The organism is Anaerosolibacter sp., assembly GCF_029240175.1.
In the GTDB taxonomy this organism is placed as follows: domain Bacteria; phylum Bacillota; class Clostridia; order Peptostreptococcales; family Thermotaleaceae; genus Anaerosolibacter.
Map to the genome: position 1 here is coordinate 60,626 of NZ_JARBTM010000032.1, position 14,515 is coordinate 75,140.

General features: G+C 38.3%; 13 protein-coding genes and 1 riboswitch. Of the genes, 11 read left to right on the forward strand and 2 right to left on the reverse strand.

What is annotated here, in order from left to right:
• The first annotated feature begins 132 nt into the window (after window positions 1-132).
• From K0R93_RS17715 to K0R93_RS17750, 8 genes are all read left to right on the forward strand, one after another.
• Window positions 133-1,311: an ABC transporter substrate-binding protein gene (locus K0R93_RS17715; protein WP_300304244.1), complete on the forward strand. Its 1,179-nt coding sequence runs from the start codon at window positions 133-135 to the stop codon at window positions 1,309-1,311.
• 99 nt (window positions 1,312-1,410) lie between these two features.
• Window positions 1,411-2,307, forward strand: coding sequence for a branched-chain amino acid ABC transporter permease (locus K0R93_RS17720; protein ID WP_300304247.1), 897 nt, complete (start codon window positions 1,411-1,413; stop codon window positions 2,305-2,307).
• Between the two features lie 9 nt (window positions 2,308-2,316).
• On the forward strand, window positions 2,317-3,372 hold the full coding sequence (locus K0R93_RS17725) for a branched-chain amino acid ABC transporter permease (protein WP_300304250.1): 1,056 nt from the start codon (window positions 2,317-2,319) through the stop codon (window positions 3,370-3,372).
• Entirely contained in the window at window positions 3,369-4,142 is a 774-nt protein-coding gene (locus K0R93_RS17730; protein WP_300304253.1) for an ABC transporter ATP-binding protein, read from the forward strand. Before K0R93_RS17725 ends, K0R93_RS17730 begins: the two co-directional genes overlap by 4 nt.
• Window positions 4,143-4,853 (forward strand): ABC transporter ATP-binding protein, encoded by a 711-nt coding sequence (locus K0R93_RS17735; protein WP_300304256.1) that lies wholly within the window; start codon window positions 4,143-4,145, stop codon window positions 4,851-4,853.
• Between the two features lie 265 nt (window positions 4,854-5,118).
• Complete coding sequence (locus tag K0R93_RS17740) at window positions 5,119-5,304, forward strand: hypothetical protein (RefSeq protein ID WP_300304259.1); 186 nt, start codon at window positions 5,119-5,121, stop codon at window positions 5,302-5,304.
• 388 nt (window positions 5,305-5,692) lie between these two features.
• Entirely contained in the window at window positions 5,693-6,688 is a 996-nt protein-coding gene (locus tag K0R93_RS17745; protein ID WP_300304262.1) for a polyprenyl synthetase family protein, read from the forward strand.
• 155 nt (window positions 6,689-6,843) lie between these two features.
• Window positions 6,844-6,929, forward strand: a riboswitch (cyclic di-GMP riboswitch).
• A 109-nt stretch (window positions 6,930-7,038) separates the two neighbouring features.
• Entirely contained in the window at window positions 7,039-7,614 is a 576-nt protein-coding gene (locus K0R93_RS17750) for an HD-GYP domain-containing protein (RefSeq protein ID WP_300304265.1), read from the forward strand.
• A 4-nt stretch (window positions 7,615-7,618) separates the two neighbouring features.
• On the opposite strand, the gene K0R93_RS17755 is transcribed toward K0R93_RS17750, so the two are convergent.
• Window positions 7,619-8,692 carry a tetraprenyl-beta-curcumene synthase family protein gene (locus K0R93_RS17755; protein ID WP_300304268.1) on the reverse strand — a complete coding sequence of 358 codons (1,074 nt, stop codon included), beginning with the start codon at window positions 8,690-8,692 and terminating at the stop codon, window positions 7,619-7,621.
• Window positions 8,693-8,813: 121 nt separating this feature from the next.
• Between K0R93_RS17755 and K0R93_RS17760 the strand changes: the two genes are divergently transcribed.
• From K0R93_RS17760 to nifJ, 3 genes are all read left to right on the forward strand, one after another.
• Window positions 8,814-9,365: a uracil-DNA glycosylase gene (locus tag K0R93_RS17760; protein ID WP_300304271.1), complete on the forward strand. Its 552-nt coding sequence runs from the start codon at window positions 8,814-8,816 to the stop codon at window positions 9,363-9,365.
• 69 nt (window positions 9,366-9,434) lie between these two features.
• Window positions 9,435-10,010 carry a uracil-DNA glycosylase gene (locus K0R93_RS17765; protein ID WP_300304274.1) on the forward strand — a complete coding sequence of 192 codons (576 nt, stop codon included), beginning with the start codon at window positions 9,435-9,437 and terminating at the stop codon, window positions 10,008-10,010.
• 179 nt (window positions 10,011-10,189) lie between these two features.
• Window positions 10,190-13,720, forward strand: coding sequence for a pyruvate:ferredoxin (flavodoxin) oxidoreductase (nifJ, locus tag K0R93_RS17770; protein ID WP_300304277.1), 3,531 nt, complete (start codon window positions 10,190-10,192; stop codon window positions 13,718-13,720).
• Between the two features lie 106 nt (window positions 13,721-13,826).
• On the opposite strand, the gene K0R93_RS17775 is transcribed toward nifJ, so the two are convergent.
• Entirely contained in the window at window positions 13,827-13,994 is a 168-nt protein-coding gene (locus K0R93_RS17775) for a DUF3787 domain-containing protein (protein ID WP_300304280.1), read from the reverse strand.
• Between the last annotated feature and the right edge of the window lie 521 nt (window positions 13,995-14,515).

Sequence of the window (14,515 nt, forward strand, 5' to 3'; positions counted from 1 at the left end):
TAAGATGAATGGGGAATTATGTTGACAAAAATGTTACAAAAAATTAAAATATAGATAATATGTTGAATATTTAAAAAAAGGAGGAAGAGAAACAAAAACACAAATGGGAGCTAAGGGGGAAGTATAAAGCCTATGAAAAGAAAAATGGCTTTATTTTTATTGATATGTATTATTCTGCTATCCCTTGGAATTAGAGGTATTATAGGATCTACAAAAGAAAGATTAGGACAGGAATTAGAAAAAACACCGTCTGAGGTCATAAAGATTGGTGTATTTGAACCTCTTACGGGAGGTGCTGCTTCTGGAGGACAGATGACTTTAGAAGGCATCCAGTTGGCCCATGAACTATTTCCTGAAGTTTTAGGGAAGAACATAGAATTGGTCATCGAAGACAATAAGAGTGATCGATCAGTGGCTGCAAAAGCTGTAACAAGGTTGGTTTATGAGGAGGATGTGAAAGCCCTCATTGGAAGCTATGGAAGTTCACTATCTATCGCAGCAGGAGAAATTATAAAAAAGGTGAAAATACCCACGGTGGGATGCTCACCTACAAACCCTCAAGTTACATATAAAAATCCTTATTATTTTCGTGTATGCTTTACAGATCCATTTCAAGGAACGGTCATGGCTAACTATGCTGTCAGGGAGCTAGGAGCAAAGAGAGCGATTGTTGTACAGGATACAACCCAGGAGTACTCCCTAGGGTTAAGCCAGTATTTTATGGAATCATTTAAAGACCTTACCAATGATGAAAACAGTATTGTTTCTGTGATACCTTATGTTTCTGGTGAAAGAGATTTTCAAGAACAATTAGAGAGTATCCAAGCTATAGACGTCGATGTAATTTTTGTACCAGGTAACTATATGGAATCCGCCATATTCATTAAACAGGCAAGGAAGATGGGTGTAACAACACCTATCATTGGCGGAGATACTTGGGAAACCTATGATTTTATAGAAATAGGAGGACCAGACATAGAAGGAGCTACTTTTAGTACCCACTTTACTGCTGAAACGCCCATTACGGAGATGTCAAAACAGTTTATTGATGCTTATCAAAAACAATATGGTAAGGCGCCCAATGCCTTTGGCGCCCTTGGGTTTGATGCTTATATGGTGCTAATCAATGCCATAGAAAGAGCGGATTCGGTAAACCCTGAAAAAATTAAGAATGCTTTGGGTGAGACAGCGCACTTTAAAGGGGCAACAGGAAGTATTACCTTAGATTCAGATGGCAACACGAGAAAAAGTGCGGTTATTAAAAAAATTGAAAATGGCCGCTTTGAGTATGTAACATTTATCAATGAATAGAAGAGCAGACTTCCATGAGTGTGGAAGTTTCGTTGTGTTGAAGTGAAAGCTGAGCAATATTTAAGCTAGACAAAATATGAGAATATGGGGGATAGAAAGATGACTTTTCAAGTTTTTCTGCAGCACTTAACCAACGGCATGTCATTGGGAAGTTTATATGCCTTGATTGCCATCGGGTATACGATGGTTTATGGAATTCTAAGGTTAATAAACTTTGCCCACGGAGACATTTTTATGATTGCTACCTATGTAGCCTTTTATGCGGTTGTCCTACTAGGCATGCAGCTATGGTGGATTGCTTTTCCTATAGCAATTATTTTTACTTATTTATTCGGTAGGTTGGTAGAGAAAGCGGCATATCGACCATTAAGGAATTCACCAAGGATTTCTGTGCTGATTTCTGCTATAGGAGTTTCTTTTCTTATAGAGAACTTGGCCATCGTTGTTTTTGGTGGAAGACCTAAGGCATTTCCTATTCCGCCAATGTTCAATAAGGTATTCAATATTAGCGGTGTATCTATCGTGAGTATTAACTTCTTCATACCTGTGATTACTGTTGCGTTATTAATCGGTTTGGTTTATTTCATCAATAAAACCAAGACAGGTATGGCTATGAGAGCAGTTTCTAAGGATTATGAAGCTTCAAGGTTGATGGCGATTGACGTAGATAAAATTATATCCCTTACCTTTGGCATTGGCTCTGTTTTGGCGGCAGTAGGGGGTATCATGTGGGGATTAAAATTTCCAAAGCTTGAACCCCTTATGGGATTGATGCCGGGATTAAAATGCTTTATTGCAGCTGTAGTAGGCGGTATTGGAGATATAAGAGGTGCTGTATTGGGTGGATTTATTTTAGGTCTAGGCGAGATTATGCTTGTGGCCTTGCTCCCTGAACTTACTGGATATAGAGATGCCTTTGCCTTTGTACTTTTGATTGTTATTCTGCTGATTAAGCCTACTGGTTTAATGGGACAGAAGTTGTCAGAGAAAGTGTAGGTGATGGCGATGAAAAAAGAAAGAATATTATTAAATATTGGGGCCATTCTGGGCTTTATCATCCTACTATTTATATTTAATAAAACCTTTGATTCTTATCAAATGAAGATATTAAATCTATGTGGGATTTATATTGTATTGGGATTGAGTATGAATTTAATCAATGGGTTTACAGGTCTTTTCTCTTTGGGTCATGCAGGATTTATGGCTGTAGGTGCCTATACTGCTGGACTTCTGACTATGTCCCCTGCCATGAAAGAAATGAATTTCTTTATGAAACCTATCATACCATTTTTAGCAAAGGTTGAATGGCCCTTTCTGCCAGCCTTACTGATGGCAGGTGTTGTCACGGCTTTTGTAGGATTTTTAATTGGCAGTCCGGTATTAAAGCTGAAAGATGACTATTTAGCCATCGCTACATTAGGATTTAGTGAGATCATCCGTGTTGTTTTTGTAAATATACAAAGTGTAACCAATGGTGCCTTAGGCCTAAAGGGATTGCCTACTCATACCAACATCTGGTGGAGTTGGGGTACTGCCATGATCACAATTGTATTTATGGTGTTTTTGATGAAGAGCAGCTACGGCAGGGCATTTAAAGCTATACGGGAGGATGAAATTGCTGCAGAAGCCATGGGAATCAGCTTGTTTAAGCATAAGGTCATGTCCTTTACGATGGGTGCTTTCTTTGCCGGGGTTGGAGGCGCACTTTTAGGAAATTTGTTGGGAACAATTGACCCGAATATGTTCCGATTTGTATTAACCTTCAATATATTGTTGATCGTTGTACTGGGGGGGATAGGCAGCATTACAGGAACTACAATTTCGGCAGTTATTGTTACTGTAGCCATGGAGGTACTGCGGGTACTGGACGAGACCATCAATCTAGGATTTGTTCAGATTAAAGGAATACCAGGGATGCGTATGGTAATTTTCTCTCTGCTCTTGATGATTGTGATTTTGTTCTACCAGCAGGGATTGCTGGGAACTAATGAGTTTTCTTGGGATTGGTTTTCTAAAATCAAAGGCTTTAAAAAGACTCCGAAAAAGGAAGTGAAACAATGAGTATCTTAAGAGCAGACAATATCACCATGAGATTTGGCGGACTGGTAGCGGTATCTAAATTTGACATGACCTTAAATGAGGGAGAAATCGTAGGTTTGATTGGCCCCAATGGTGCTGGAAAGACCACGGCTTTTAATATGATTACAGGGGTATATAAACCTACGGAGGGCAGTGTATTTTTTCAGGATGATAAAAGAGATATAGATATCACTCAATCTAGACCTGACGAAATTACAAAGTTAGGGGTAGCGAGAACCTTTCAGAATATACGTTTATTTAAGGAATTATCTGTATTGGATAATGTACTTATTGCAAACCACCTTCGATTAAAGTCCGATGTGTTTTCTGCCATGTTAACGCTTCCGAATTATAGAAAAGAAGAGAAGGCCATGTATGAAAAATCTATTCACCTTTTAGAAGAGGTAGGTTTGAAAGAGCTTATGTATGAGAAATCAACATCCTTACCCTATGGTAAACAAAGGCGATTAGAAATTGCCAGGGCTCTGGCAACAAATCCAAAAGTACTATTATTGGATGAACCAGCGGCGGGAATGAATCCAAAAGAATCTTTAGAGCTTATGGATTTTATCGCCGATATACGAGAACGATTTAAGTTGACAATTTTTATGATTGAACATCATATGCAAGTGGTTATGGGGATCTGTGAAAGAATCTTTGTACTGGATCATGGTATAACCATAGCCCAGGGAACCCCAAGCGAAATTCAGAACAATGAAAAGGTTATTGAAGCATATTTGGGGGTGGATTAGATGTTGCATATTAATAATCTAAATGTTCATTATGGTGGTATCCATGCGCTTCGTGGAATTAACATTGATATACCAGAAAACAAAATTATTACGCTGATCGGTGCCAATGGAGCAGGAAAAAGTACAACCTTGCGGAGTATCATGGGAATTACGAAGCCTTCTCAAGGATCTATTCAGTATCATGGTGAAGAATTGACAAAGTATAAGACAAAGGACATTGTGGAGAAAGGCATTGTATTGGTGCCTGAAGGGAGAAGGGTTTTCTCTAATCTTACAGTAGAAGAAAATCTACTTCTAGGAGCATATTGCAGATCGGATAAAGAGGGCATCAAGAAGGATATGGAGTGGGTCTATGAGTTGTTTCCAAGGCTAAAGGAACGTTTGTGGCAAAAGGCAGGAACCATGTCCGGCGGTGAGCAGCAGATGTTGGCTGTAGGGCGGGGCCTTATGACAAAGCCAAAGTTATTAATGATGGATGAACCTTCCTTGGGCTTGGCACCATTATTGGTAAAGGAAATTTTTAATATTGTTAGAGAAATACACCGTCAAGGGATGACGATCCTATTGATAGAACAAAATGCTAAGGCATCTTTAGAGGTTGCAGATTACGGATATGTACTGGAAACTGGAACCATCGTGCTAGAGGGGCCAGGGCAGGAATTATTGAAAAATGATGAAGTGAAAAATGCCTACCTTGGAGAGGCAAAATAGATATTAGAACCAGAGGAAGACCTCTGGTTTTTATTTTTCATATAATAGATAATAGATCAAATAAGCCAATTGAATTTTTTATAAATATTGAAAAAAATGTCTATTTCCCGGGAAATAAGTAGAAAAAAATAAGATAGACATAAAACTCCATAAATCTACGAAAATGTTGATATATCAAGGAATTTGTCTATAAAAATATGGAGGAAACCCTTTAGAAGTATCGAAAATAATATATAATAGATAAACAAAAGAGGGTGAATGGAAGATGGAAAAAGCAAGTCTAAAGCTTCGCCATTGGAGTGAGGAAACAAATACCGATCATCATTATATAAGCAGGGTAGATAGTTATATTATACGAATGAGGGATCGGGAAGAAATTGAAAGAAAGTATGAAGAGAAAAGAAAGAATAGGAATGTATTTTATCGTATTTTAAGGAATCTGAATATTTAAGGAAAATAAAAAGAACTCCAATGGATTAAAACCAAAGGAGTTCTTTTTATTTTAGAAGGTAGTAGAAGATCGAGATCTAGATTGAGATCGAGTAAAGGCCGTAGGGGTATGAGTTCCCCCGCCCTAAGACCCCAAATACCTACTTGCCTTTGAGTTATGTAGGGAAGGCCCCCAGTGGCCTTCCGTTTGTAGGACGGTAATATTATATGAATTATAACAACACAATGTGGCGGAACAGCACGGGGGCGTGTTCCCTACAGTTTTAATCTCAATCTTGATCTTGTTTCGCGTCATTGATTTTTAAAGACACAAATTTTAATTATGGGTTTAACGCCATCTTATAAAGACAATAATGAATAATATATGCATGATTAGGGAGGAACTGAATTTGAGCAGCGTTATGGGAAAAGAACTGATAAAAGATAAGAAATTTGATTTTTATAGTGTTCAAGGATTAAATCAAGTAGAAGAAGCCTTGTATGATGCTGTTTCTGGTTGTGGAGGACAAACCAAAGAAATTTGTTTTAATCTTATTGAGGCAGGAGGAAAAAGGTTAAGACCTTTATTAGTATTAAATGCTGCCCAATGTTTTGGTTCATTAAATGAAAGTGTGATTAATACAGCAGCTGCCTTTGAACTAATCCATTTGGCGTCTCTGGTCCATGATGATATTATTGATGGGTCAAATACTAGAAGAAACAAACCTTCTTTGAATGCAGAAAAAGGGAATCTTACTTCTGTATTGGTAGGAGACTATCTTTTTGCAAAGGCTTTTGAAATTTTGGCCACCAATCGACTGATACCGGCTATGAATTTAGCCGTAGAAGCTATCACAGAGATGTGTGATGGCGAAATTGCTCAAGCAGACAATCGATTTAATTTTAACCAGTCTGTGGATAATTATTATGAGAGAATTTATAAGAAAACGGGAATACTCATTGCAGCTTGCTGCCAGGCTGGTGCCATTGCAGGAGGTGCCACAGATAAAGAAATAGAGGCTCTAAAGGTTTATGGTATTCATATGGGCTATGCCTTTCAAATTATTGATGATATATTAGACTTTACTGGTGATCCAAAGGTGCTGGGTAAACCTGTTGGCAGTGATTTAAAAGAAGGCAATCTAACATTACCTGTGTTAAAGATTATGATGCAGGAGGAGTATAAAAGAGGCTTAGAGCAAATATTTGCCCAGCCTGACTTTTCAGAGGATTCCTACAAGGAAATTCTAAGGCTTTTACAGGACAGTTATGCCCTAGATGAATCCTATAAAGATGCAGAGCGTGCTGTGAGAATAGCCCAAGAAGCTTTGGGGGAAATAAAGGATTCCAGCAGTAGATATTGTCTCAATGAAATTGCTGAAAAAATTCTTGTGCGTAAAAAATAAACTAAATATAATTTACATTATATAAAAAATAATATAAATATGTAATATAAATATATTTATAAATTTACCTACAGATATTGACAAATTTTTACACGATTGGTAAAATAACTAGAGATGAGAATTGTTTTTAAAATAAAATGAATTAAAATAAATACATATGATAAAGGCAAACTTATTGAAAGATAAGGACGCAAAGCTATGGGTCTAAGGTTGATAAAACGATGATTGCCAGGCTGCCATTTTAAGTAGTAAGAGAATACTCCTGCTATAGAGGCCTTTATCGATCTATACGCAGGATTTTTGTTTTGGAACAATGAAAACTATTTAATTTTGGGACTGGGGTGCGGAGCATGGATGAGGAAAAATCACTTTCTTTAGCAAAGGGTGTTTTACAAGCATTGACGGCAGTAATTCATATAAAAGATCATTATACATTTGAACATTGTACGGAGGTTGGACGGTTATGCGCAGAATTCTCTTCTTATATAGGTCTTGATCATCAGAGAGTAGTTCAGATGGAAATGGCAGGACACCTTCATGATGTGGGAAAAATATTTATTGAAGAAAGTATTCTACTAAAACCTGGATCCTTATCGGATATGGAGTACAAGGTGATAAAAGAACACAGCAAAATTGGAAGCGATCTTATTAGTCAAGTTGAAGGATTAGGATTCTTATCTGATATCATTCTTCATCATCATGAAAGATGGGATGGTAGGGGATATCCTTATTGTCTTGAGGGAGAAGATATCCCTTTTCAATCAAGAATTTTATCTGTTTGTGACTGCTACCATGCTTTGGTTTCTGATCGTCCGTATCGCAAGGCTTTGTCTAGAGAATCTATTTCAGATATATTTAGGGCAGAAAAAGGGAAACAATTTGACCCTAATCTGGTAGAGGATTTTTTGGTGTTTATTGATAGATAGAAACCTATATAATATTCTTGTTTCTAAGTTTCTTACAGATGTTATACAAAACAGAGGTAGAATAAGGTGCAAGTTGTAGTATTTCACGATGGATGAGAGCTTCCTCGCCTTGGGAGGTTTTTGGATCTGAAAAGTACATGGCAAGAAGGCCTTCAATAACGGTTAAATGAAAGGTTGGATTCTTTAGAGACAGTATTCTGCCCAGAGACTGCTGTAAGAACCACTGCAGCCTTTCTTTTTTTGTTTGTATATCTTGATAATAGGATACAAAATTCAAATCACCTGTAGAAAGGTCTTCTTGTTGATCAATAAAATAATCTAGTAGGATATGAAGTCCACATACCCAGGGGAAATATGCATTTTTTACATCCTGAACCTCTTGAATTGTAAGTGTTTCATCGGAGGCCAAGGCACATAAAAGAAAGATTCCTAGGGTAGAGCCTGCTGCTGCAGAGAACTCCCAGGTAGAAAGATCAGGAAAAGACGTTAGGTGGTATTTTGCCCACGTATCTAGGGCAGCTTCACGATGCATGGAGGAAATATGTTTGTAGCTCTGCATCTCACCATATAGTTTACCTAAATCCATAACTTCTTTGTGGACTAGATTATATTTAGGAAGTTGAGTGATATAAAGTTTACAGGAAGCCACAAGGCTCTGGAGGTATCCACCGTCATCCTTATGAGGATAATGGGCATAGTAATCAGAAAATGTATCAGAGGGATCAAGGGCATCGGTGATGGCTTTATGGAGCTGTAAGAAGGCCAGATGATCCTCTAAACCCACCCGATCACAAAGGTTATCTAGATAATCACTGATGGTTTGAAGGGCTACAATAAATTTGACCACCGAGGGGTTTACCTGTTGTGTATATAGGCTATAAACAGCACCGCCTTGGGCATGAAAGGACTTCTTTTCAATACTGGCAAGGGCTTGCTGGGAAAGAACTGGGTCTTGACCAAGGGTGGCAGATTTTCTCCATCCATTTAATTCTTGATCTACCAGAGGAAATACCTCTTTAACAAATTTGTAAATGAGTCTTGTTTGATAGAAAGGTTTATAGATAGGGTTATATTTCATGGACAATCTCCTTTTAGTATATTGGTAACTTTGTTTTTAGTATTTTAGACATAGAAGCAGGAGATCATTCCTTTTTCTCTAAATATAAAGATAAGAAGTCATAGGGGTCAGGAGGGATGATATGTATACTCTGGAGGAATTGAAGGGAATCGTAGAAGGATGTCACCTATGTCCACTGCACCAGGACAGAAAAAATACAGTGTTTGGACAAGGAAATCCAGATGCTAAGATTATATTTATTGGTGAGGGTCCTGGTCAGGTGGAGGACGATACTGGAAAAGCTTTTGTAGGGCCAGCAGGCCAGCTTTTAACCAAAGCAATCGAAGGCATTGGATTTACACGGGAAGATGTATATATAGGGAATATCGTAAAATGCAGGCCACCTCAAAATCGAACTCCTTTGAAAGAAGAAGTGGAAACCTGTATCCCCTATCTTAAATGGCAAGTAAAGCTCGTTAAGCCCAAAATTATCGTATGTCTAGGATCCATTGCAGCCACAAACATCATTGATTCCAATTTTAAAATCACAAAACAAAGGGGAACTTGGTATGAGCGAAAGGGTACATGGATTATGGCAACCTATCACCCTTCTGCAGTCCTTCGGGATGCGCTTAAAAAAAGACCTTTCTGGGAAGACTTTAAGACGATTCGAAAAAAATATGATATGTTATAGTGAAAATAAGAATATATGAAATGTAGGGAAAGACGCCCTCGTCGTTTCGAAGAAAATAGAGGTGATATATTGAAAAAAGAAAAATTAGAGAGTTTAGAGATAGAATGCAGACAAGAAAGCAGTGAACCTATTGTTTTTGGAGAAGGAAACAGCGAAGCAAAACTTGTTTTGGTGGGAGAGGCTCCGGGAGCCAAAGAGGTTGAACTGGGAAGACCTTTTGTTGGACAAGCAGGGAAAAATCTAGATGAATTTCTAGAAATTCTTGAGTTAAAACGGGAGGATATTTATATCACCAATGTGGTAAAGATTCGACCTTATAAAATCAGCGAGAAGACAGGCAGAAAATCGAACAGACCTCCTAGTAAAGATGAGATTGCAAAGTTTAGGAGGTATATGGAGGAAGAAATACGTACGATTCAGCCTAAGGTGGTGGTTACCCTGGGAAATGTGCCCCTAAAGTCAGTATCCGGCGACCAGAAAATTACGATTGGAGAGGTTCATGGAGAGGCAATAGAAAAAGAGGGTTATTATATTTTTCCTTTATACCACCCTGCATCCATTATCTATCGACAAGAGTTAAAAAAGACTTATATAGAAGATTTACGTAAACTGAAGGACTTTATTGTGAAGCATCAATTTAAATAAAGAAGTGAAGGCAGAGAAAAAAGGAGCTGCCTTCACTTCTTTATTTAAATATCTGAAAAATTCAAGCTTCCTATGTATGATAATGGGGAAATTTCAAATAATATACCTTAGGATATAAGAAAGTTACATCATATGGAAATGAAAGCATCATTTTACATGAACGTAAGGGAGGAAGATTGATGGCAAGAAAAATGAAAACCATGGATGGTAACGAGGCCGCTGCGTACATATCTTATGCATTTACGGAAGTGGCTGCGATTTACCCCATAACACCTTCTTCATCCATGGCTGAAGGTGTAGATGAATGGGCAGCCCATGGGAAGAAAAACTTATTTGGACAGCCTGTCCGGGTGGTGGAAATGCAGTCCGAAGCAGGGGCAGCTGGAGCAGTGCATGGTTCCTTACAGGCCGGAGCATTGACGACAACTTATACAGCATCACAAGGTTTATTACTGATGATTCCAAACATGTATAAAATGGCTGGGGAATTATTACCTGCAGTATTTCATGTAAGTGCCCGCGCCATAGCGGCCCATGCCTTATCTATATTTGGAGATCATCAGGATGTAATGGCCACAAGGCAGACAGGCTTTGCACTATTGGCATCTAGCAGTGTTCAAGAAGTTATGGATTTAGGTGCTGTAGCACATTTATCCGCAATTAAAGGAAGGGTGCCATTTTTACACTTCTTTGATGGGTTTAGAACTTCCCATGAATATCAGAAAATAGAAGTTCTAGATTATGATGAACTGGGGGCATTGTTAGACCATGATGCCATAAAGGAGTTTAGAGATAGATCCCTTAATCCTGAACATCCTGTAACACGAGGAACAGCACAGAACCCTGATATTTATTTCCAGGGAAGAGAAGCAGCAAATCGATTTATTGATAATGTGCCAGACATCGTCATGGATTATATGTACGATATTACGAAAATGACAGGACGAGAATATAAGCCTTTTAACTATTATGGCGCAGAGGATGCAGAGCATGTGATTGTCGCCATGGGTTCTGTTTGTGATGCTATTGAAGAAACCGTTGACTATTTGATGAGCCAAGGAGAAAAAGTAGGGTTGATTAAGGTTCACCTGTATAGACCTTTCTCCCCTAAATATTTCTTCAATGTGCTTCCTTTAAGTGTGAAGAAGATTGCTGTATTGGATCGAACAAAGGAACCAGGGGCAGTAGGAGAGCCATTGTATGAGGATGTACGAAGCCTATTCTATCATCGTGAAGAAAATCAGCCTGTGATTGTAGGCGGTAGATATGGCCTGGGTTCAAAGGATACAAGACCTTCTCAAATCATTGCTGTTTATAATAATCTAAAGCAAGACAGCCCAAAAAATGGATTTACAATTGGTATTGTAGATGATATTACCCATACATCGTTAAAGGAAGAGGAGATTGTAGATACAACACCTGAAGGAACCATCCAGTGTAAATTCTGGGGATTGGGTTCCGATGGAACAGTAGGGGCCAATAAGACGGCGATCAAGATTATTGGAGATAAGACAAACTTGTATGCCCAAGGATATTTTTCCTATGATAGTAAAAAATCCGGCGGCTCAACCATCTCCCATCTAAGGTTTGGAAAGAAGCCTATACGATCACCTTACTTAATCTATAATGCAGATTTTATCGCATGTCATAATAAGTCCTATGTGAATCACTTCGATTTATTAAAGGGCATAAAGAAGAACGGTACTTTCGTGCTAAATTGTCCATGGACACCAGAGGAGTTAGATGAAAAATTACCAGCATCCTTAAAAAGAGCTATTGTTAAGAATAATATAGAATTTTATATTATCGATGCCATGAAGGTTGCCACGGAAATTGGCTTAGGAAATCGAATAAACATGATCATGCAGGCGGCTTTCTTTAAATTAGCAAAGGTTATTCCTATAGAGGAAGCAGTAAACTATTTGAAGGATGCTATTGAAGACGTTTACGGTAAAAAAGGTGAAAAAATTGTGGAAATGAACCTGAGGGCCGTAGACAAAGGGGTAAACGGTCTAACAAAAGTGAATGTGCCAAGTCACTGGGCTGATGCAAAGGATGAAGAAATACCAGTAAAGAAAGAACCTGACTTTGTGAAAAATATCCAACGCCCTATGGCAAGGCATGAAGGGGATGAACTGCCTGTTAGTGCATTTAAAGGGATGGAGGATGGAACCTTCCCTATGGGAACAACCTCCTATGAGAAACGCGGTATTGCACCGATGATTCCTCAATGGCAGACAGAAAAATGTATACAGTGTAATCAATGTGCTTACATATGTCCCCATGCTGTTATACGTCCAACGCTCTTAGATGATGGGGAGCAGCAAAAAGCCATCAAAACATTTGAGACAAAGAAAGCAATTGGAAAGGGTTTAGAGGGTCTTGCCTATCGTATTCAGATCAGTCCATTGGATTGTACAGGATGTGGTAACTGTGCCGATATTTGCCCAGCACCAGAAAAAGCCTTGGTAATGGTAGATGCAGAGGAAGAAATTGTACGACAAGAGGAAAACTGGGAATACTGCCTTTCCGTTACAGAGAAGGATCATCTAGTAGATAAGAGCACAGTAAAAAACAGTCAATTTGCACGACCGTTATTAGAGTTTTCAGGAGCTTGTGCAGGCTGCGGTGAAACGGCCTATGTAAAGCTGTTAACCCAATTATATGGTGACAGAATGATGATCGCCAATGCCACAGGGTGTTCATCCATCTGGGGAGCCAGTGCACCATCCATGGCCTATTCAACAAACGCCGATGGAAAAGGACCTTCATGGGCCAACTCTCTCTTTGAAGATAACGCCGAGTTCGGTTTTGGTATGCATCTAGGTGTGAAGCAGATTAGAGAAAAACTAGGAAATTTAATGAGAGAAGGCTTAGAATCTGATATAGATGAGGATTGTAAAGGCGCATTTAGGGATTGGCTTGATAATATGGAAGATGGAGAAGGCTCAAAGAAGGCTTCTAAGAGATTATTAGAGACACTTCAAAAGCATAATCATCAGAACGATCCTATTATAAAAGAAATTTTAGAGAAGAAAGATTATTTAATCAAGAAATCTGTTTGGATTGTTGGCGGAGACGGATGGGCGTATGATATCGGCTATGGCGGCTTAGATCATGTGATTGCATCTGGCGAAGATGTAAATATCCTGGTCATGGATACGGAGATTTACTCCAATACGGGCGGTCAGTCTTCAAAATCTACACCAACTGCTGCTGTTGCAAAATTTGCTGCAGGAGGAAAGCGGATTCGCAAGAAGGATTTAGGTATGATGGCTATGAGTTATGGATATGTCTATGTGGCCCAGATTTCCATGGGAGCCAATATGAATCATACCATTAAAGCTATTATGGAAGCAGAAGCATATAAAGGACCATCAATCGTGATCTGCTATGCGCCTTGTATTAGTCATGGTATTAAGACAGGTATGGGTACAACTGTTGCCCAGGAAAAGAAGGCAGTAGAAGCTGGCTATTGGCATTTGTATCGCTTTGACCCACGATTAAAAGATCAGGGAAAAAATCCATTTGTTATGGATTCTAAGGAGCCAACGGCGCCATTTAGGAAGTTCATCGAGGGTGAAATCCGCTATACACAAATTATGAATGTGTTCCCTGACATTGCCGATGAATTGTTCAATCAAGCAGAAAAGCATGCAAAAGAAAGATATCAAAACTATAGACGCTTTGCAGACATGAAATATGAATAAAAAACATGGGAGATTCGAAATCGAATCTCCCATGTTTTTAAAAGAAAAAGAGAATTCTTAGTATACTAAGAATTCTCTAAATCATCAAAAGACCAAAATATCCTATCTATTTTTGATTGGTATCTACCCATTCTTTTGCATTTTTTACTTGGATTTCACTGGGAATGGGAACGCGAGATTCTGGTTGAAGCTCTTCAATATTTGCCCAAGCAGCAGTATTTTGTTCTTCTACCGGCTTTGCCATATGTTTTTCTTTTGTCTTATTTTTAGCCATAAAATTCACCTCTTGATATTAGTATTATCAGAAGAAAGAAATCTATGATAGAAAAAGCAGCTTACAACAAAATGGAAATTCATTTTTTATTTTATTATGATTGCCATATCAGAGCTATAAACGATGTAGACAGAGTATATATATAGGTTTTAAGGCTAAAGGAATAGTAGGAAGGCCTTTCTATTTAAGTTTTTTATTCGGATAAAATAAAATGTTATAAGGTATTGACCTTGGGGTATAAACATGGTACATTATTCTTCCGCCCATGAAGCAACGGGTGAGGGTTAATAGTTAGGAAATATTACCATTTGACTTAGGGTATCAACTGTGATAAGATAATATTTGTCGTCACGTTGAGCAAGATAATAAAAATTACCACAAATAAACTTGTTGACATGACATTGAAAAGATGTTAAGATAAACAAGTCGCCAAAACGAGCGACACAAACTTTGGTCTTTGAAAACTACACAGTGTAAGAATTAAGCCAGCATATATATTGGTTAGCAGTTAGCCGTTAGCG

What these genes read in the sequence shown, in the direction of transcription:
- K0R93_RS17715 (WP_300304244.1), top strand. Translation starts at nt 133, where the DNA reads ATGAAAAGAAAAATGGCTTTATTTTTATTGATATGTATTATTCTGCTA.
- K0R93_RS17720 (WP_300304247.1), top strand. Translation starts at nt 1,411, where the DNA reads ATGACTTTTCAAGTTTTTCTGCAGCACTTAACCAACGGCATGTCATTG.
- K0R93_RS17725 (WP_300304250.1), top strand. Translation starts at nt 2,317, where the DNA reads ATGAAAAAAGAAAGAATATTATTAAATATTGGGGCCATTCTGGGCTTT.
- K0R93_RS17730 (WP_300304253.1), top strand. Translation starts at nt 3,369, where the DNA reads ATGAGTATCTTAAGAGCAGACAATATCACCATGAGATTTGGCGGACTG.
- K0R93_RS17735 (WP_300304256.1), top strand. Translation starts at nt 4,143, where the DNA reads ATGTTGCATATTAATAATCTAAATGTTCATTATGGTGGTATCCATGCG.
- K0R93_RS17740 (WP_300304259.1), top strand. Translation starts at nt 5,119, where the DNA reads ATGGAAAAAGCAAGTCTAAAGCTTCGCCATTGGAGTGAGGAAACAAAT.
- K0R93_RS17750 (WP_300304265.1), top strand. Translation starts at nt 7,039, where the DNA reads ATGGATGAGGAAAAATCACTTTCTTTAGCAAAGGGTGTTTTACAAGCA.
- K0R93_RS17755 (WP_300304268.1), bottom strand. Translation starts at nt 8,692, where the DNA reads ATGAAATATAACCCTATCTATAAACCTTTCTATCAAACAAGACTCATT.
- K0R93_RS17760 (WP_300304271.1), top strand. Translation starts at nt 8,814, where the DNA reads ATGTATACTCTGGAGGAATTGAAGGGAATCGTAGAAGGATGTCACCTA.
- nifJ (WP_300304277.1), top strand. Translation starts at nt 10,190, where the DNA reads ATGGCAAGAAAAATGAAAACCATGGATGGTAACGAGGCCGCTGCGTAC.
- K0R93_RS17775 (WP_300304280.1), bottom strand. Translation starts at nt 13,994, where the DNA reads ATGGCTAAAAATAAGACAAAAGAAAAACATATGGCAAAGCCGGTAGAA.